The organism is Blastococcus sp. CCUG 61487, from assembly GCF_005222955.1.
Taxonomy (GTDB): Bacteria; Actinomycetota; Actinomycetes; order Mycobacteriales; family Geodermatophilaceae; genus Blastococcus.
The window spans coordinates 1-17837 of sequence record NZ_LWUA01000006.1 but is presented as its reverse complement, the minus strand read 5'-3'; the positions used below and the strand labels follow the sequence as shown (position 1 = coordinate 17837).

General features: G+C 73.8%; 18 protein-coding genes and 1 pseudogene. 12 read left to right on the top strand and 7 right to left on the bottom strand.

Going from position 1 to position 17837, the window contains the following annotated elements:
* Positions 1-141: 141 nt before the first annotated feature.
* From A6V29_RS00505 to A6V29_RS00490, 4 genes are all read right to left on the bottom strand, one after another.
* Positions 142-807 (bottom strand): DUF3618 domain-containing protein, encoded by a 666-nt coding sequence (locus A6V29_RS00505; RefSeq protein WP_137158459.1) that lies wholly within the window; start codon positions 805-807, stop codon positions 142-144.
* 39 nt (positions 808-846) lie between these two features.
* A complete protein-coding gene (locus A6V29_RS00500; RefSeq protein ID WP_137158458.1) occupies positions 847-1374 on the bottom strand; it encodes a phage holin family protein in 528 nt (175 codons plus the stop codon).
* A 3-nt stretch (positions 1375-1377) separates the two neighbouring features.
* Positions 1378-2175, bottom strand: coding sequence for a hypothetical protein (locus A6V29_RS00495; protein ID WP_137158457.1), 798 nt, complete (start codon positions 2173-2175; stop codon positions 1378-1380).
* Positions 2176-2427: 252 nt separating this feature from the next.
* Positions 2428-3210 carry an enoyl-CoA hydratase/isomerase family protein gene (locus A6V29_RS00490; protein WP_249932895.1) on the bottom strand — a complete coding sequence of 261 codons (783 nt, stop codon included), beginning with the start codon at positions 3208-3210 and terminating at the stop codon, positions 2428-2430.
* A gap of 150 nt (positions 3211-3360) precedes the next feature.
* Between A6V29_RS00490 and A6V29_RS20525 the strand changes: the two genes are divergently transcribed.
* From A6V29_RS20525 to A6V29_RS00475, 3 genes are read left to right on the top strand one after another with little or no spacing between them, the layout of a single operon-like run.
* Positions 3361-3756, top strand: coding sequence for a hypothetical protein (locus A6V29_RS20525; RefSeq protein ID WP_170977630.1), 396 nt, complete (start codon positions 3361-3363; stop codon positions 3754-3756).
* A 10-nt stretch (positions 3757-3766) separates the two neighbouring features.
* Positions 3767-5020, top strand: a complete 1254-nt coding sequence (locus A6V29_RS00480; RefSeq protein ID WP_170977629.1) for a glutathionylspermidine synthase family protein — start codon at positions 3767-3769, stop codon at positions 5018-5020.
* Between the two features lie 9 nt (positions 5021-5029).
* The gene (locus tag A6V29_RS00475) at positions 5030-5479 is read left to right on the top strand and encodes a nitroreductase family deazaflavin-dependent oxidoreductase (RefSeq protein ID WP_137158455.1); all 450 of its coding nucleotides are present in this window, start codon (positions 5030-5032) and stop codon (positions 5477-5479) included.
* A 6-nt stretch (positions 5480-5485) separates the two neighbouring features.
* Here A6V29_RS00475 and A6V29_RS00470 read toward each other — a convergent pair whose 3' ends face one another.
* Entirely contained in the window at positions 5486-7027 is a 1542-nt protein-coding gene (locus A6V29_RS00470) for an FUSC family protein (RefSeq protein WP_170977628.1), read from the bottom strand.
* 63 nt (positions 7028-7090) lie between these two features.
* On the bottom strand, positions 7091-8155 hold the full coding sequence (locus A6V29_RS00465; protein ID WP_137158453.1) for a winged helix DNA-binding domain-containing protein: 1065 nt from the start codon (positions 8153-8155) through the stop codon (positions 7091-7093).
* 82 nt (positions 8156-8237) lie between these two features.
* Here A6V29_RS00465 and A6V29_RS21850 point away from each other — a divergent pair, with 82 nt between their 5' ends.
* The 4 genes from A6V29_RS21850 (at position 8238) to A6V29_RS00450 (ending at position 11991) form a co-directional block, all read left to right on the top strand.
* The gene (locus A6V29_RS21850) at positions 8238-8360 is read left to right on the top strand and encodes a hypothetical protein (RefSeq protein WP_283956330.1); all 123 of its coding nucleotides are present in this window, start codon (positions 8238-8240) and stop codon (positions 8358-8360) included.
* A 186-nt stretch (positions 8361-8546) separates the two neighbouring features.
* Positions 8547-8804: a three-helix bundle dimerization domain-containing protein gene (locus A6V29_RS00460; RefSeq protein WP_137158452.1), complete on the top strand. Its 258-nt coding sequence runs from the start codon at positions 8547-8549 to the stop codon at positions 8802-8804.
* A 173-nt stretch (positions 8805-8977) separates the two neighbouring features.
* Entirely contained in the window at positions 8978-10609 is a 1632-nt protein-coding gene (locus tag A6V29_RS00455; RefSeq protein WP_137158451.1) for an ABC-F family ATP-binding cassette domain-containing protein, read from the top strand.
* A 14-nt stretch (positions 10610-10623) separates the two neighbouring features.
* A complete protein-coding gene (locus A6V29_RS00450; protein ID WP_249932894.1) occupies positions 10624-11991 on the top strand; it encodes a D-arabinono-1,4-lactone oxidase in 1368 nt (455 codons plus the stop codon).
* Between the two features lie 45 nt (positions 11992-12036).
* On the opposite strand, the gene A6V29_RS00445 is transcribed toward A6V29_RS00450, so the two are convergent.
* Entirely contained in the window at positions 12037-13218 is a 1182-nt protein-coding gene (locus A6V29_RS00445; RefSeq protein ID WP_137158450.1) for a zinc-dependent alcohol dehydrogenase, read from the bottom strand.
* Between the two features lie 174 nt (positions 13219-13392).
* Between A6V29_RS00445 and A6V29_RS21155 the strand changes: the two genes are divergently transcribed.
* The 5 genes and pseudogenes from A6V29_RS21155 to A6V29_RS00420 all read left to right on the top strand — a co-directional run.
* Complete coding sequence (locus tag A6V29_RS21155; RefSeq protein WP_212718885.1) at positions 13393-14712, top strand: M23 family metallopeptidase; 1320 nt, start codon at positions 13393-13395, stop codon at positions 14710-14712.
* Positions 14713-14878: 166 nt separating this feature from the next.
* Positions 14879-15838 (top strand): cytochrome c oxidase assembly protein, encoded by a 960-nt coding sequence (locus tag A6V29_RS00435; protein ID WP_137158449.1) that lies wholly within the window; start codon positions 14879-14881, stop codon positions 15836-15838.
* A 64-nt stretch (positions 15839-15902) separates the two neighbouring features.
* A complete protein-coding gene (locus tag A6V29_RS00430; RefSeq protein WP_212718882.1) occupies positions 15903-16412 on the top strand; it encodes a metallophosphoesterase family protein in 510 nt (169 codons plus the stop codon).
* A gap of 14 nt (positions 16413-16426) precedes the next feature.
* A pseudogene (locus A6V29_RS00425) lies at positions 16427-17251 on the top strand (putative RNA methyltransferase); the annotation flags it as partial.
* A gap of 115 nt (positions 17252-17366) precedes the next feature.
* Positions 17367-17837, top strand: a 471-nt coding sequence (locus A6V29_RS00420) for a cbb3-type cytochrome c oxidase subunit I (protein ID WP_170977627.1), incomplete at its 3' end; no start/stop codon positions are given.

The following is a 17837-nucleotide window of genomic DNA, read 5'->3' as shown; positions in this document are numbered from 1 at the left end:
CGGACTTCGTCCTCCGCCGCACCGGGCAGCAGCCCCCAGGGCCCGTTCCTCACCCCTTCGGGCGACCCCGGACAGCACCGTGCCCCGCCGGGAATCCCGGCGGGGCACAGGGCTCGGGCCCGGGTCAGCGACCCGCCCGGGTCAGGAGCCGGACTGGCTCTGCACCGACTCCTTGGACTGCTGAGCCTGGCTCTGCACGTCCTGGGCTGCGGACTGGCCCTCGCTCTTCACCGTCTCCGCGGCGTCCTCGGCGGTGGACTTCACCGACTCCATGGCGTCCTGGGCGGCCGGCTTCAGTTGCTCGCCCATCTCCTGGGCCGCCTGCTTGGCCGGCGCCATCAGCGCGTCCTTGTTCTCGCGGACCGCCGTCTCGGCCTGCCGGGCGAGCTGCTGCTCCTTCTGCGTGGCCGGCATCAGGCTGGACACCAGCCAGCCGACGCCGAACGCGATCAGGCCGGCCGCGAGAGGGTTGCCCTGCGTCTGCTGCCGGACCATCTGCGGGGCCTGCTGGACAGCGTCGGCCGCGCTGGACGCGGCGTCCTGGACGGTTCCGGCCGCGTTGCTCGCCGCGTCCTGCACGGAACCGGCGGCAGAGGACGCCGCCCCGTGCGCGGACTGCCTGGTGTCCTCGGCGGTGCCCATCACCTTGTCTTTGAGGCTGGTCATGCGTCCCTTGGCGGCGGTGACCCGCCGGTCCACGACGCGGGCCGGGTTGACCTTCTCGTTGAGGGCGTCGACGTCGTAGCTGAGCTCTCGCCGCGTGTCCTCGATCTGCCGCCGGATGACGTCCGGGTCACTGCTGGTCATGTCTGGCACTCCTTCGGGAGTAAAGGGAGGTCGGCGTGGTCAGTGGGGCTTGAGGGCGCCGGGCACCTGGGACAGCGTGTCGACGGTCCGCTCGGGCTTGGGGTTCACCTGCTGGAACTTCTTGCGGCCCAGCACGAACGCGACGGCGCCGACGACACCCCAGAGGACGGCGACGATCAGCGCCGACCAGCCGGTCGGGATGGCGCTGGCCAGCGCCCACATCAGGGCCAGGGAGAGGAACAGCGCCACCATGTAGCCGGCGAAGCCGGCGGCGCCGAACATGCCCGCGCCCTGCCCGGCCTTCTTGGCCTCGGTCTTCAGCTCGACCTTGGCCAGCTCGAGCTCCTGGCGCATGAGGGTCGAGAGATCCTTCGTGACCTCGCCGATCAGTGCACCGACCGAGTTGCCCTCGACGTCGGGGCGCCCCTCGTCGGTCATCGGCGTGCCCATCGCGCCGCTGTGCTGCTGGGCGTAATCAGCCGCGTAGTTCTGGGTGGCCGGCTCGACCATGGGCGGCGCGTAGCCGGGCCCTGCGCCCTGCTGGCCACCGGAGTACGGGGTGCTCATCGGTCAGCTCACCCCACCCGGACGGCGTGCCGGGTCGTCCCAGCCCGCCGGTGCGGTCGGCGGCACCGCGGTGCCCTCGGGCGGCACGGTGCCGTACGGGGGCGGCGGCAGCGGAGCCGATCCGGCGGTCGAGTAGGCGGCGCCGGTACCGGTGTAGGTGGTGCCGGTGTCCGAGTAGGTGGGCGCCGGGTCGACGTAGTTCGTCGACGGGTAGCCGCCCGAGCCGGAGGTCCCGGAGCCGGAGTCGCTGTGTGCCGCGCGGACGCCGCTGGTGAGCCGGCCCGCGACGATGCCGGCCGCGGCGGCGCCGAGCAGGAACATCCCGGGCTTGCGGCGGGCGAAGCTGCGGACCTCGTCGAGCAGCTGCGCGGGCTCGCGGTTCTGCAGCTTGTCGGCGAAGCCGTCGATGAACCCGGAGGCCTGCTGGAGCAGGTCGCGGGCCGGGCCGGGGGCGCCGTCGCTGGTGCCGTCGGCGAGGCTGCGCAGCTCACCGGCGAGCGAGCTGAGCCCCTGGGCCGCCTTGTGTTGCTGGGCGAGCGCCTGGTCCTTCAGCTGGGCCTGGCCCTGCTGGAGCAGATCCTGCGCCTGGCGCTGGGTCTCGTGGGCGACCTGCTTGGCCTGGTCGGCCGCGGTCGAGGCGACCTGGCTCCCGGCGTCCGCGGCGGTCTGGCCGACGGCCTTGGCCTCGTCCGTGGCGATGTCCTTGGTGGTCGGCGAATCGTGGGTGCTCGACGAGCTCTGTCCCGTGCTCCCCGCCGTGGCAGTGGGCGGGGGGAGCGGGGCGTCGATGGAGTGAGTCATCGGTCCTCCTCGGCTGATTCTTGGGCAGTTCTCGTGGTCGGCGTCGGCGCTACCCACGAGCTGACCGGCCACACCTGCCCAGGTGGGCGGGCAGAACGGGCAACTCGCGCCCGGCGCATCCGTGCGTCAGGAGCAGGCAGGAGGGAGGTGTGAGGGGCGCGGCGGGGCGCCGCACCGCGTTCCCTTCCCCCCTGGGAAACGCTGGGTGCGGTGGTACCCCGGACGTGCGGGGTGCGAAACGGAACCGTGCGGTCAGCCTGACCAGCGGAATCGCGGCGGGCGGCGCTCGGCGAACGCCGCGACGCCTTCGGGCAGCTCGCCCTCGGCGATGGTCCGGCGGTACCAGGGGGCGACGACGGCCTCGGCGTCGTCCCCGCCGGTGAGGGCGGCGACGACCTCCTTGGTCGCCCGCTGCGTCAGTCCCGACCGTGCGGCCAGGACGTCGGCGAAGCGCCGCACCTCCTCCTCGAGGGCGTCGGGATCGACCAGCCGGTCGACCAGGCCGGTGCGCAGCGCGGTGTCGGCGTCGATCAGTTCGCCGCTGAACAGCAGGTACTTGGTGGTGGCGGGGCCGACCAGGTCGACCAGCGCCCCGGTCGACACCGGCGGGTAGACGATGCCGACCTTCGCGGGGGTGACCCCGAAGACGGCCGTGGTGTCGGCGAACCGCAGGTCGCAGGAGGCGGCGATCTCGACGCCGCCGCCGATGCAGTGCCCGCGGATCAGGGCGACGGTCGGCTTGGGGAACGCGCGGAGGGCGGACTGGGCGGCCAGGTTGTGCCGCCGGACGTCGGCCATCGGGTCGGCCGGATCGGCGCCGCCCAGCAGGTCGGAGATGTCGGCGCCGGCGCAGAAGCTCGGTCCGGCGCCGGTGACCACGAGCACGCGGACGTCGGGGTCGGCGGCCGGCTCCGCGAGCAGGTCCGGGAGCGCCGCCCACATTGCGGCGGTCATCGCGTTCCGCTTCTCCGGGCGGTCGATGGTCAACACGGCCGTGTGCCCGGTGCGGGTCAGGGTCAGATCGGTGGTGGGCACGGAGATCCTCTGCGTCAGCCCGTGTCGGTCGGTCGCGAAGAGGAACCGTGCCATCCGGGGCGGGGGAGCCGCGACCGGGGGTGCGGACCGAGCGCGACCTCCGTCGGAGCACCTACTGTTCGACGGAGCATCCCGAGGAGGAACGTGGTCATGGCGGTCTCCAACCGCGTCCGCGCCGCCCTGACGACGACGGTGCTGGCCACTGCCGCCACCGGTTTCCTGGCCGGCTGCACCGTGGGCGGCGAGGACGACGAGCAGGTCGCGTACTGCACCGACGAGAACGGCGAGATCGTCGACGACGACCTCTGCGACGACGGGCGCAGCGGCGGCGTCGGTCCCGGCCTGTTCTTCCTGTACCTGGGCGCCTTCCGGCCGGGCCTCCCCGTCGGCACCGTCCTGCCGCCCGGCGGCACCCGCGTCGACCCGGGTGACAGCGTCGCGAGGCAGCGCGCGGGCCTGCCGCCCACCGGCAAGGTCAGCGCCGGGCAGCGGGTCAGCGGCGGCATCGGCAAGGGGATCGGCAACCGCGGCGGCGCGGGGAGCTGAGCCGGAGCCCGTGCGCAGGATCGAGAGCGGGGTGGTCCGGCCCGGCTGGGAGGCCGAGATCGAGTCCCAGGGGCTGGTCTACAACCGCACCCACCTGCCCGGTGGAGAGGTGCGCAGCTACTGGCGCGAGGGCCCTTTCTACGACTTCTCCATGGCGGAGATCACCGAGCTCGAGGGCGCCGTCGCCCAGCTGTTCCAGATGTGCGTGGCCGCCGGTGACCACGTCGTCGACAACGACCTGTTCGACCGGTTGCGCATCCCGCCGGCGGCTCGGGAGCCGATCCGCCGGACGTGGGCGGAGGAGCCGCCGAGCATCTACGGCCGCTTCGACCTGCGGTACGACGGCCAGGGGCCGCCCAAGCTGCTCGAGTTCAACGCGGACACCCCGACCGGCCTGGTCGAGTCCGCCGTCACCCAGTGGAACTGGCACCTGTTCACCGGGCAGGGCCGTGACCAGTGGAACGCGCTGCACGACACGCTCGTCGCCGCCTGGCGGCGCAACCTCACGCGGTGGGAGCGGCGCACCGGCGTCCGCCCGCGCGTGCACCTGGCCTGGACCAGCGAGGAGACCTCCGGCGAGGACCGGATGACCGTCGCCTACCTGATGGACACGGTGGTGCAGGCCGGCTACGAGGCGGTCGAGCTGGTCGTCGAGGACATCGTGCTGGACTCCGGGGACGGCCGGTTCTACGACCAGCAGGGCCGCCACCTCGACGTCGTGTTCAAGCTCTATCCCTGGGAGTGGCTGGTCGAGGACGAGTTCGGGGCCGCCGTGCTCGCCGACAGCATGCGGCCGGGCGGGACCACCTGGATCGAGCCCGTCTACAAGATGCTGTGGAGCACCAAGGCGCTCCTCCCGGTGCTGTGGCAGCTGTTCGGCGCCGACCCGGTGCTCGGCCAGTACCTGCTGCCGGCCTACTTCGCCGACGACATGCCGGCCAGCTGGCGCGACTACGTCCGCAAACCGCTGTGGGGCAGGGAGGGCGCCAACGTGGCGATCGTGCGCGACGGCGACGTCGTCACCCAGCTGCCCGGGAGGTACGGCACCGAGGGCTTCGTCGTCCAGGAGTTCGCGCCGCTGCCCGACTTCCCCGGGGTGGACGGGTCGCACCACCCGGTGCTCGGCGCGTGGGTGGTCGACGGCGAGCCGGCAGGGCTCGGCATCCGGGAGAGCGACGGGTTGATCACCGACAACCTCAGCTTCTTCGTGCCGCACACCATCGACTTCGCTGTTCGCCAGGACGGGAGTGGGCGCCGGTCGTAGGTTCGGTCCATGCCGCTGGAAGGTGAGTACGAGCCGAGTCCGCAGAAGTGGGTCCGCGACCAGGTGGAGCTGTACGAGCGCACCGGAGGCCGCGAGGGCAACACCCTGCCCGGTCGGGAGCTGCCGGTGGTCATCTTCAGCACCCGCGGGGCGAAGACCGGCAAGGTGCGCAAGCAGCCGCTCATGCGCGTCGAGCACGACGGCGCCTACCTCATGGTCGGCTCCCAGGGCGGCGCGCCCACCGACCCCGCCTGGGTGGCCAACCTGCGGGCAGCCCCCGACCAGGTCACCGTCCAGGACGGCCCGGAGCCGTGGGACGGCGTCGCGCGGGAGCTCGAGGGCGCCGAACGCGAGGAGTGGTGGGACCGCGCCGTTGCCGCCTTCCCCGACTACGCCGACTACCAGCGCAAGACCGAGCGCCGGATCCCGATCTTCCTGGTGGAGCGCCGGCCGGCCTGACGGGCCTCACCGCCCGCCGGGCACCAGCTCGTCGGTGATCCGCCGGCGGAGGGCGGCCTCGATCTCCTCCTCCTCGCGGCCCTGCGCTCCGAGCAGGGCCCAGCCGAGGTCGGCGACGTGCTCGGCCCGCTCCAGGTCCGCGGCCACCTCGGCCCGCGGGAGCGGCTCGGCACGGGCCGCCGCGGCGATCTGGTCCAGCGCCACGAGCGCGTCGTGCAGGCGCACGTCGGAGGCGTGCCCCGACGGCTGACGGGCGGCCCGGACCGTGGCCTGGCGGGCGGCGGCGACGGCGCCGGGCAGCCGCCGGCTCGCGCTGCGCCGGAACACGCTCAGCCCGATCACCAGGGCGACGACGATGCCCAGTGCGGTCTCGGTCAGCCGTTCCAGCACCAGTTCGTCGCTCGAGCGCTCGGGCACCGCCATGTGCACGAGGGTGAGCACGAGCGGGGTGATGAACGAGACCGCCAGCCAGTACCGGTGCGCGACGAACAGCTCGATGGTCAGCTGCAGGACGCCGACGAGCGCGATCTGGACGGCGACCGGCAGGTCGGCGGTGATGATCGCGCCCGCGATCAGCACGCCCAGCAGGGTGCCCAGGCCTCGTTCCAGTGCGCGGATGCGGGTGTGGCGCGGATCGGTGCTCGCCAGGACCGCCGCCGCGGTGGTCGCCGCCCAATAGGTGTTGGCCAGGTCGAGCAGCGCGGCGGCGAGCCCGGCGAGGGCCACCGCGAGGCCGGTGCGCAGCGCGGTCTCGACCCACGGCGGCCGGGTTGCCGGACCGGCCGGCGTCGCAGCCGCGGCGTGCACCGGGGCCGGGCGTCCAGTTCGTGGCAGCGCGCGGAGGAAGCAGGCTTCCGTGCTGCGCTGCCGGACGCGCAGGTCGTCCCTGCCCGCTCGGTCGGACTGCGCGAGCGCGGTGTCCGCCGCCCGGACGACGTCCCAGACCCCGGCGGGGGAGGGGCGGCCCTCACCGGACCCCGCCATGGCGGCGACGGTGCGCTCGGCGTTCTCGACCGCCCTGCGTTCGGGCCCCGTCGGGTCCCAGAGCCAGGGCAGCATGCAGCCGATCCAGGCCAGCGCGGCGGCAGCGACCCCCACGAGCAGGTGCTCCGTGGGCGAGGTGCCCAGAGCGCTTGAACCGCCCGCCACGATGACGAAGCCGACCGCGCCCGGGGGACCGATGCGCCATACCGCAGTCGCGACCGTGCCGACGGCGGCGAGCACCCCGACGAGGAGGGACAGCGCCACCGGGTGCTGGCCGGTCAGCGCCCCGAGCCAGCCCGCGATCGCGAGACCGGATGCCACACCGGCGACGACGACGGCGCGGCGAGGGTAGGGGAGCGCGTGGCCGTAGATCGCGGAGAAGGCGGTGAGCGCACCGGCGGCCCCCAGGCCCGGCTCGTCGAACGCGACACCGACCGACAGCGGCACGACGGCGCAGACCGCCGCCGTCAGTCCCCGGCGGCCACCGCTCTGCCACAGCGTGGGCAACGAGGGTCCGAACGCGGACCGGCCCGCCTGGCGGAGGGGACGGAGGAGGTCGCGCACGGGGTCCATCGTGGTCGCCCCGGAGGCGCTCGGCCTGTCCTGCGGCCGGTGCCGCCGTCCCGCTCACGGCAGGGCGGCGGCGAGCTCGGCGACGCCCGCCACCAGCGCGTCGTCCTCCGGCCGGAACGCGGTGCCGACGGCGGTGCGACGGCGGCCGCTGCCCTCCCGGCGCCAGGTGCCGACGATCCGGCCGTCGACCACCACGGACGCCAGGAACATGCCGTTGCGCCCCGGGACGATCCGCTCGGCGAACGCGGGGTCGAGCACGTGGCGGCGGTCGCCGTAGCCGAGCACGAACTCGTCGAAGCCCGGCAGCAGGAAGGTGCCGCGCGCCTCGGCCCGGCAGGCGGCCAGCCGTTCTGGGACGGCGGGGTCGAGGAAGTGCTCGGTGGCCTCGATCGTCAGCGAGTCGAGCTGCGGGCGGGCCGCAGCCAGGCCGGCGCGGGCGTCGCGCACGGTGAGCCCCGCCCAGCGGGCGAGGTCGTGCACCGTCGCCGGACCGTGGCCGGTGAAGAAGCGGACGGCGAGCTCGGCCAGCGCCTCCTCCCGCGCCGGCCGCCGCGGCGTGGGAACCCACTCGGCGAGGAGCACGAACAGCTGCTCGCCGTCGGCCGTCGGGCCCAGGCAGGTGTGCCCGGTCTGCGCCGCGTACCAGAGCAGGTGGTAGCCGCGCTGACCCGTGATGGCCACCCCGGCCGCCTCGATCGCCGCGAGCAGCTCGGCGCGGGTGAGTCGTCGTCCTCCGGCCAGCGCGTCGACGACGGTGGCGTTCGCTCGGGCGACGTCGTCGTCGGTGAGGCCGAGAGCTGCCCGCCGCGGGGCTGCGCCCGCGAGGGCCCGCTCACCGAGCAGGTCGAGCATCCACGGCAGGTCCTCGGCGGCCGTGAGGTGCAGCGTGCCGCGCATCGGCCACGAACGGACCACCTCGCCGCGGTCGAGCGCGGCGACGACCTCGTCGCGGGATCTGCTCTCGGTACGCAGCGCGATCGAGGTGAGCGCACCCGGGTAGTCCTGGCCCTGCGCGGCGGTGAGCCGGCGGACGGCGTCCACCGCCGTCGTGGCCTTCGGCCCGGCGAGCCCCTGGGCCACCAGCCGCAGCAGCCCCACCTCCGATGGTGGCGTCGTCATGGATGCACGGTGGCAGACAGGTACGACGGATCGAGGTGCCGACAGCCCGGCCGATCACCCGAGCGGTACGGTCCCGCCTGTGATGGGCATGGGTGGAGCCGGTGGGCCGGAGTCGGAGCGACGTCGTCGGCTCGTGGCCTCCGTGATCGTGCTGGCGATGGTGCTGTCGGTCGCCGCCACCCTGCTGGCCATCGGGCTCGGCTGACCCAGGGTCCGACACCCCGGGCCAGGTGACGACACGGTCACCTGCCGTCATCTGCTGCCGACGTGTCCGCCTGGCGGACGGCGGGGCATGACCTTCGTCCCTGGTGGGTCGGACCGGCGAACCGGCACGGTGATCGCGCCGCTCCCACGCGGCCGAGCCGTCGCAGTCCGCAGCGAAGGACAGTCCATGACCCTGATCGTGTCGCCGAGCAGCCCCGATCCCTCTCCCGAGCGCGCTGCCGGGGCGGGCGATCAGCTCGCCGATCCCGCGATCGAGCAGGCCGTCGCGCGGCTGCACGGTGAGTACGCCGGCCGGATCGACACCCAGTGCGTGCGCACGGTGGTCCGGGCGGCTCGGCGCGACCTCGGCGGCTCGCCGGTCGGTGCGCTGCCCGAGCTCGTCGAGCGGCTGGCCCGCTACCGGCTGGGCGTGCACGTCAGCTGACGCCCGCTCCCGACTCCCGGTTGCCGGTTGCCCGGCTCCCAGTTGATCATCGTCCGCGTGCCAGGTCCCACGGCATGTCGCGTCGTGTCCCGCGCACGCAGACGATGATCAACTCCGGTCGGTCGACGTGGAGCAGCGGGTAACCGGGTTGCCGGCTGCAGGAAGATGGCCGCGTGGCTACGGGTCCGGGTGCTGTCGACGTCAGCGCGCTGCGGCACACGCTCTCCGACGGGCGCGTGCTGCTCGACGACGTCTCGTTCCGGGTCGGCGAGGGCGCGCGCGCAGCGCTCGTCGGCGAGAACGGCGCCGGGAAGACGACGCTGCTGCGACTGATCGCCGGTGACCTCGTGCCGGAGGCCGGGACCATCTCGCGGACCGGCGGGCTCGGCGTCATGCGGCAGTTCATCGGCTCGGTCCGCGACGACACCACGGTCCAGCGCTTCCTGGTCGACCTCGCGCCGCCGGCGGTCCGCGCCGCGTGGGACGGGCTGGAGAGCGCCGAGCTGACGCTCATGGAGACCGACGACGAGCGGGCGCAGATGGCCTACGCCGACGCCCTGGCCCAGTGGGGCGACGCCGGCGGGTACGACGCCGAGGTCACCTGGGACACCGTCACCGTCGCCGCCCTCGGCGTCCCGTACGAGCGCTGCAAGTACCGGGAGCTGTCCACGCTGTCCGGCGGGGAGCAGAAGCGGCTGGCCCTCGAGGCGCTCCTGCGCGGGCCCGACCAGGTGCTGCTGCTCGACGAGCCGGACAACTTCCTCGACGTCCCGGGCAAGCGGTGGCTCGAGGACCGGCTGCTGGAGACGCGGAAGACCGTGCTGTTCGTCAGCCACGACCGCGAGCTGCTGGCGCGGGTGGCCGACCGCGTCGTCACCGTCGAGGGCGGGACGGCATGGGTGCACGGCGGCGGCTTCGCCGCTTACCACGATGCGCGGGCCGCCCGGCACGAACGGCTGGCCGAGGTGCGGCGGCGCTGGGACGAGGAGCACCAGCGGCTCGTCGACCTGGTGCGCACGCTGCAGCAGCAGGCGGCGAACTCACCGGACATGGCCAGCAGGTACCACGCCATGCAGACGCGGCTGGCCAGGTTCGAGGCGGCCGGCCCGCCCCCGGACCGGCCGCCGGAGCAGAAGGTCGCGATGCGCCTGCGGGGCGGGCGCACCGGTGTCCGGGCGATCACGGCCGAGCAGCTGGAGCTGACCGGCCTCATGCACCCCTTCGACCTGGAGGTCTTCTACGGCGACCGGGTCGCCGTCCTGGGCGCGAACGGTGCGGGGAAGTCGCACTTCCTGCGGCTGCTCGCGGGGCAACCGGTCGCGCACGCGGGTGGGTGGCGGCTGGGCGCTCGCGTCGTCCCCGGCTTCTTCGCCCAGACCCACGCCCACCCGGAGTGGCAGGACCGGACCCCGGTGGACCTGCTGTGGCACGGCGAGCCAGGCCGGGCCGGCGTGGACAGGGGCCGGGCGATGGCGGCGCTGCGGCGTTACGGGCTCACCGGTGCGGCCGACCAGCCGTTCCGCACGATGTCCGGGGGGCAGCAGGCGCGGTTCCAGATCCTGCTGCTGGAGCTGTCCGGAGCGACGCTGCTGCTGCTCGACGAGCCGACCGACAACCTCGACGTCCTCTCCGCGGAGGCGTTGGAGGAGGCGTTGGCCGCGTTCGAGGGCACCGTCCTCGCGGTGACGCACGACCGCTGGTTCGCGCGGTCCTTCGACAGGTTCGTCGTCTTCGGTGCCGACGGCCGGGTCTACGAGTCCGCCGAGCCGGTGTTCGACGAGGCGCGCGTCCAGCGCACCCGCTGAGCCTCTTCTCGTCGATGATCAACTCGGGCGGGGCCGAGCGGGAGGACGGGACGACGATGACGGATTCGGGCACGGGCAGCTGGCGCAACTGGGCGGGCAACCAGCGGGCCACCGGAGTGGAGGTGGCGCGGCCGGGGGGCAGCGACGAGATCGCCTCGGTGATCACGGCGGCCGCCGGGCAGGGACGCCGCGTGCGCCCGATCGGTAGCGGGCACTCCTTCACCGCCATCGGCCGGCCCGAGGGGGTGCAGCTCCGTCTCGACCGGCATGCCGGACTCCTCGGTGTCGACGACGCCGGGCTGGTGACGGTGCAGGCGGGGATGCCGCTGCACCGGCTCAACGCCGAGCTCGCCCGGCGCGGGTGGGCGCTGACCAACCTCGGGGACATCGACCGGCAGACGGTCTCCGGTGCGCTGTCCACCGGCACGCACGGGACGGGCGCCCGGTTCGGCGGGCTGGCCACCCAGCTGCGGGCGCTCCGGCTGGTGCTGGCCGACGGGTCGCTGCTGCACTGCTCGGCCACCGAGAACCCGGAGGTCTTCGCCGCGGCCCGCATCGGGCTGGGCGCCCTCGGTGTGCTCGACACCGTCACCCTGCAGGCGGTGCCCGCCTTCGGGCTGCGCGCGGAGGAGGGCCCGGCGCGGCTGCCCGAGCTGCTCGAGGGCTTCGACGAGTTCATGGAGTCCACCGACCACGTCGAGTTCTACTGGTTCCCGCACACCAGCCGGTGCCTGACCAAGCGCAACACCCGTGTGCCGCTGGAGGCAGGGCTGGCGCCGCTGCCGCGCTGGCGCGCCGTCTGGGACGACGAGGTGCTGTCCAACGCCGTCTTCGCCGGGATCGTCGCTGCCGGACGACGCCGGCCGACGGCGATCCCGCGCCTCGCCGCCGTCGCCTCGGGCGGGCTGGGCGCGCGCACGTGGACCGACACCTCGCACCGCGTCTTCGTGAGCCGGCGACGGGTGCGCTTCCTGGAGATGGAGTACGCCGTCCCGCGGGCCGAGGCCCCCGCCATCCTCACCGAGCTGCATCGCATCGCGAAGGCGGGCGAGTTCCGCGCTGCCTTCCCCGTCGAGGTGCGGGTCGCCGCCGCCGACGACATCACGCTGTCCACGGCATCGGGCCGCGACACCGCCTACATCGCCGCGCACGTGCCGGCGCGCACCGACCCCGGGGCCTGGTTCGCCGCCCTGGAGTCGATGGCCGGCAGCGTCGGTGGGCGCCCGCACTGGGGCAAGCTGCACGGTCTGGACGCCGCGGCGCTCAGGACCCGCTATCCGCGGTTCGACGAGTTCACCGCCCTGCGGGCCCGGCTGGACCCCACCGGTGTGTTCGGCAACGCCCACCTCGACACGGTGCTCGGCCCGGTGCCCGCCGGGTGAGCCCGGACCCCGGGGGCGGGCGTCGTACCCACCCCCGGAGCGAGCTCACGGCTGGAGGAGCACCTTGACGGCGCCGTCCTTCTTCTCGCGGAAGTTCGCGTACGCCTCGGGCGCCTGCTCCAGCGGCACGCGGTGGGTGGCGAACTCGTCCACGCCCAGCGGATCGCCCTCGAGCAGCAGCGGGAGGATGTCGGGCACCCAGCGCCACACGTTGGCCTGGCCCATGCGGAGCTGGATCTGCTTGTCGAACATGCGCATGAGGGGCAGCGGGTCGGTCGCTCCGCCGTAGACGCCGGACAGCGAGATCGTGCCGCCGCGACGGACCGCCTCGATGGCGGTGTTCAGCGCGGCCAACCGGTCGATGCCGGCCACCTGCATGACCTTCTCCATGACCGCGTCCGGGATGACCGCGGTCGCCTTCTGCAGGGCGGTGGCCACCGGCGACCCGTGGGCCTCCATGCCGACGGCGTCGATGACGGCGTCCGGCCCGCGACCGTCGGTCAGGTCCCGGACCTGGGCGACGACGTCGGCCTGCTTGGTGCTGTCGATGACCGTGATGCCGTTGCGTCGCGCCCGGGCCAGCCGCTCGGGGACGACGTCGGATGCGATCACCTGGCCGGCGCCGAGGTGCTTGGCGATCCGGGTGGCCATGTCGCCGATCGGGCCGAGGCCCAGGACCAGGACGCTGCCGCCCTGCGGGATGCCGGCGTACTGCACCGCCTGCCACGCGGTGGGCAGGACGTCGGACAGGTAGACGAAGCGGTCGTCGAGCGGGGCATCGGGCACCTTGATCGGCAGGGTGTTCCCGAACGGGACGCGGAGGTACTCGGCCTGCCCGCCCGGCACCTGGCCGTAGAGCTTGGTGTAGCCGAAGAGCGAGGCGCCGAAGCCCTGCTCGCGGTTCTGCGTGGTCTCGCACTGGGAGTTCAGTCCCTGGGTGCACATCCAGCAGGTGTTGCAGGAGATGTTGAACGGGACGACGACCCGGTCGCCCGCCTTGACGGCGGTGACCTCGGACCCCACCTCGCGGACGATGCCCATCGGTTCGTGGCCCATGACGTCCCCGACCGTCATGAACGGCGCCATGATCTCGATCAGGTGGAGGTCGGAGCCGCAGATGCCGCTCGAGGTGATCTCGACGATGACATCGGTGGGCTCCTGGATGACCGGGTCCGGGACCGTCTCCACCCGGACCTCGCCTCGACCGTGCCAGGTCACTGCGCGCATGCGGTTCTCTCCCTCGATAGGACTGGAAATCGGTCGTGAGACGGGCGCCGGACGCCACAAAACTGCAGGTGGATACCCCGCGACGCAGATCACGAACACATCACGGCGTGTTTACATGGGCCCCGCTCCTCTTCCCCGGGGGCACGGCAATGTCCCCTACGGAAGTCCAGGTGCATGAGCTCGCTCCACCACGCTCGGCTCGTCGACGCGGGTCAGGGAGACGCCGTCTCGGCGGCCACTCCTACCCCGGCCCCGGCTCGCGGAACCTCGCGTCGCCGCACGGGCGCGGTCGCCGGGACGAACGCCTCCACGGTTCCGTCGCAGCGCCAGGGGACGGCGTCGCGCACCGGGACCGCCTCCACGGCCGGCGCGCTGGCCGCCAAGGCCACGACCGCGGCCGGCAAGGCCGCCGGCAAGGCGCGCACCGCCGCGGCGCGGGCCACCTCGGCCGCCAAGGCCGCCACCGCCAGGCCGGCGGCGAAGAGCACCGCCAAGCCGGCGGCGAAGAGCACCGCCAAGCCGGCGGCGAAGAGCACCGCCGAGCCCGCGGCAGTCGCGGCCGAGGCGGTCGTCGTCGAGGCCGCCGCCGTCGTCGCGGAGGTCGCGGCCACGGCGCCCGCTCGACCGCGCCCCACGCCGCACCCGCGTCCGGCTGCTCCCGCCGAGGAGATCGCGGGCGAGGCCCCCGCCGACGACGTCGTCGCGGAGACCGAGACCGCCTCCGACGAGCTGTCGGCCGAGGTCGCTCCGGTGTCGGCTGCCGGGTACCGCTCCCGCCTGCTCCGGCGGCTCCCCTCCGAACGCCGGCGGCCCGCGTTCTACCTGGCCGCGGGGCTGATCGGTGCCATGAGCATGGGTGTCCTCGTCGACACCGCCCCGACGGATGTCGCGGAGGCGTCGTCGGCGAGCCGTTCGATCAGCGTCGCCGAGCAGCTCGGCATCGAGGCCCAGCCGGCGGAGGCGCTGTCGGAGTCGACCCGGGTCCTGCCGGAGCTGGTGGCCAGCCGGTACCAGCGTGACGCCGAGCAGGTGGCCGCCGCCCACACGCAGGCGACCGCCGACCACGTGGCGCTCGTCGCGGCGATCGAGGCGGCCCGGCCCAAGGCGGTCGCTCCGGTGAACGGCGCCCGGCTCACCAGCGGCTTCGGCCCGCGCTGGGGCACGATGCACTCCGGCATCGACCTCGCCGCCCCCATGCGCACGCCCGAGTACGCGGTCATGGACGGCGTCGTCCTCGAGGCCGGTCCGGCCAGCGGCTACGGCCTCGCGGTGTACATCCAGCACGACAACGGCGACGTCACCGTCTACGGGCACATGGACGAGATCCTCGTCCGGGCCGGCCAGGTCGTCCGTGCGGGCGACACCATCGCGCTGCTGGGCAACCGGGGTCAGTCGACCGGCCCGCACCTGCACTTCGAGGTGCACAAGGGCGGCATGCACGGCACGAAGGTCGATCCCCTGCCCTGGCTCCGGGAGCGCGGCGTCAACATCTGACGCCGGCCGCCGGCCGCTGGGACCCGACTCGTCCGACGCCCCTGTACCGCTCGCCCGGTACGGGGGCGTCGCGCGTCCTGCGTCACACCGCCGCCGCCCGTGGCTGCCGTGGCCGCGCCGGGTGGGACAGTGGAGCCGGCACGACGGCGCGGATCAGGAGGCAGCGGTGGACCACGGGCAGCACTCGGGCATGTGGGTACCCGACGAGCCGCCCACGTGGGGCCGGATGTTCCAGGTGCACCTGGATGCCTGGTCGGTGCTCGCCGTCCTCAGCCTGATCGGGCTGGTCGTCTACCTGCTCGCGGTCGTCCGGCTCCGCCGGACCGGCGTCCGCTGGCCGTGGTGGCGGACCGCCTCCTGGATCGTCGGGACGCTGTCGATCTTCGCCGTGACCGGCACCTGGCTGAACGGCTACAGCATGGTCCTGTTCAGCCTGCACATGGTCCAGCACATGGTCCTGGCGATGATCACGCCGATCTTCCTGCTGCTGGCGGCGCCGGTCACGCTCGCGTTGCGCACCCTGCCGCGCGGTCAGGGTGCGGCAGGAGCACCCCGTGCGCTGCTGCTGAACCTCCTGCACAGCCGCGTCGGCAGGTTTCTCGCCGCACCGGCGTTCACCGTGCCGCTGTTCATCGCCAGCCTCTACGGCATCTACTTCACGCCGATCTTCGACGCGTTGATGAGCACCGCGCCGGGGCACCAGTTCATGCTGGCGCACTTCGTCGTCACCGGGGTGCTCTTCTTCGGGCCGATCATCGCCCAGGACCCGTGGCCGCACACCCACAGCCATCCGATGCGCATCCTCGAGCTGGTCATACCGGTGCCGTTCCACGCCTTCTTCGGCGTGGCGGTGATGATCGCCAGCACGCTGCTCGTGGACAGCTTCGCCAACCCGCCCGCCGAGTGGAGGATCGACCCGGTGGGTGACCAGACGGTGGCCGGCGGCATCGCGTGGTCCTTCGGCGAGCTCCCCACGGTGATCGTGCTGCTCGTCGTCCTGATCGCCTGGATGGGCTCCGACGAGCGCCGCGCGCGTGCCCTCGACCGGGCAGCCGAGCGGGACGGCGACGCCGAGCTCAACGCCTACAACGCCCGCCTGCGCGCCCTGGCCGAGCAGCACCGCTGAGCCGGCCGCACCCGTCGTCCCTGCTCGGCGCCGGGGCACGACGGCCGGTGCGACCATGGGACCCGTGCCGCTCTCGCTCGTGCTCGTCTCCGACACGCACGTCCCCAAGCGTGCGCGCGACCTCCCGCCCGGGGTGTGGCGCGAGATCGAGGCCGTGGACGTCGTGCTGCACGCGGGGGACTGGGTGGACGTGGCCCTGCTGGACCAGTTCGAGCGGCGCTGCCGGCGGCTGGTGGGCGTGCACGGCAACAACGACCACGGCGTCCTCCGCGAGCGGCTGCCCGAGGTGGCGCGCGTCGAGCTCGAGGGGATCCGCGTCGCCGTCGTCCACGAGACGGGTGACGCCAAGGGCCGGGAGGCGCGCTGCGCGCAACGGTTCCCCGACGCCGACGTGCTGGTCTTCGGGCACAGCCACATCCCCTGGGACACCACCGCCGACACCGGGCTGCGGCTGCTCAACCCCGGTTCGCCGACCGACCGCCGGCGGCAGCCGCACGGCACGTTCGTCACGGCGGTGGCCGACGCGGGACGGCTCCGCGACGTCGCCTTCCACCCGGTGCCGCCCCGCTCGTGAGGAGCCGTCCACCCCTGCCCGGCGCCGCCGTCGCCGCGCTGGCCTGTCCCGTGTGCACGGCGGCGCTCGCCGTCGACGGCGACGTGCTCCGCTGCCCCGCCGGGCACGCGTACGACCGTGCCCGACAGGGGCACGTGACCTTGCTGCCGCCGGGCCACCGGCCGCCGTCCGGGGACTCGGCGGAGATGGTGGCCGACCGCGCCTCCTTCCTGGCCGCGGGCCACTACGCCGGGGTCACCGCGGCGCTCGGCGACGCGGTGACCGCGGGGGAGGGGCGGCAGCCGGAGGTGCTGCTCGATCTCGGAGGCGGCACGGGGCACCACCTCGCGGCGGTGCTCGCGCGCGTGCCCGCCGCCGCCGGGGTGGTCCTCGACTCCTCGACGTACGCGGCCCGGCGGGCGGCACGGGCGCATCCCCGCGCGATGGCGGTCGTCGCCGACACCTGGGCCCGGCTGCCGGTGCGGGACGAGGCCGTCGACCGGGTGCTGGTCGTGTTCGCGCCCCGCAACGGGGCCGAGATCGCGCGGGTGCTCCGGCCGGACGGGCGGCTGGTCGTGGTGACCCCGGCGCCCGACCACCTCGGCGAGCTCGTCGGCCCGCTCGGCCTGCTCCGCGTGGACCCCGACAAGTCGGCCCGGCTGGCCGCCTCCCTCGAGCCGCACCTGCGGAGGCTCTCGACCACGGCCCACCGCGAGCGGCTACGGCTGGACCGGGCGGCGGTCGGCACGCTGGTGGGCATGGGACCGCACGCACGGCACCTGTCCGGCGAGCAGCTGGCCGGCCGGCTGGCCGTGCTGCCCGACCCGGTCGAGGTCACCGTCGCTGTCGAGGTCGCCGTCTACGGCCGTCCCGGCCGAGGTCCCGATGACGTCCGAGCGGCTCGGGAACCGGTGCGCGGCGCGCCCGGCCACGCCCGCGGCCGGGACGGCGGAGGGCTTGTCTAAGCTGCGGGGCGTGACGATTGCACCCGCGCCCATCGTGAGTCGGCCGAGCCCGGCGCACGTGGTCGAGAAGGGTTCGCGGCTGTCGAACCTGCTGCGGACCACGGACCACAAGACCATCGGCCTGATGTACATGACGGCCTCGTTCGGCTTCTTCATCCTGGGTGGCCTGATGGCCATGCTGATCCGGGCGGAGCTGGGGCGGCCGGGGCTGCAGTTCTTGTCGCCGGAGCAGTACAACCAGCTGTTCACGATGCACGGCACGTTGATGCTGCTGATGTTCGCGACGCCGTTGTTCTTCGCGTTCGGCAACCTGATCATGCCGATCCAGATCGGGGCGCCGGATGTGGCGTTCCCGCGGCTGAACGCGTTGTCGTTCTGGTTGTTCCTGTTCGGGTCGCTGATCGTGGTGTCCAGCCTGCTGACCCCGGGTGGGGCGCCGGACTTCGGCTGGACGGCGTATGCGCCGTTGTCGAACATCGAG

Excerpts from the sequence above, each read along its gene's own strand:
- A6V29_RS00450 (WP_249932894.1), top strand. The coding sequence starts at position 10,624 with ATGATCAACTCGGGCGGGGCCGAGCGGGAGGACGGGACGACGATGACG.
- A6V29_RS00505 (WP_137158459.1), bottom strand. The coding sequence starts at position 807 with ATGACCAGCAGTGACCCGGACGTCATCCGGCGGCAGATCGAGGACACG.
- A6V29_RS00465 (WP_137158453.1), bottom strand. The coding sequence starts at position 8,155 with ATGACGACGCCACCATCGGAGGTGGGGCTGCTGCGGCTGGTGGCCCAG.
- A6V29_RS00475 (WP_137158455.1), top strand. The coding sequence starts at position 5,030 with ATGCCGCTGGAAGGTGAGTACGAGCCGAGTCCGCAGAAGTGGGTCCGC.
- A6V29_RS00500 (WP_137158458.1), bottom strand. The coding sequence starts at position 1,374 with ATGAGCACCCCGTACTCCGGTGGCCAGCAGGGCGCAGGGCCCGGCTAC.
- A6V29_RS00495 (WP_137158457.1), bottom strand. The coding sequence starts at position 2,175 with ATGACTCACTCCATCGACGCCCCGCTCCCCCCGCCCACTGCCACGGCG.
- A6V29_RS00445 (WP_137158450.1), bottom strand. The coding sequence starts at position 13,218 with ATGCGCGCAGTGACCTGGCACGGTCGAGGCGAGGTCCGGGTGGAGACG.
- A6V29_RS21850 (WP_283956330.1), top strand. The coding sequence starts at position 8,238 with ATGGGCATGGGTGGAGCCGGTGGGCCGGAGTCGGAGCGACGTCGTCGG.
- A6V29_RS20525 (WP_170977630.1), top strand. The coding sequence starts at position 3,361 with ATGGCGGTCTCCAACCGCGTCCGCGCCGCCCTGACGACGACGGTGCTG.
- A6V29_RS21155 (WP_212718885.1), top strand. The coding sequence starts at position 13,393 with ATGAGCTCGCTCCACCACGCTCGGCTCGTCGACGCGGGTCAGGGAGAC.
- A6V29_RS00460 (WP_137158452.1), top strand. The coding sequence starts at position 8,547 with ATGACCCTGATCGTGTCGCCGAGCAGCCCCGATCCCTCTCCCGAGCGC.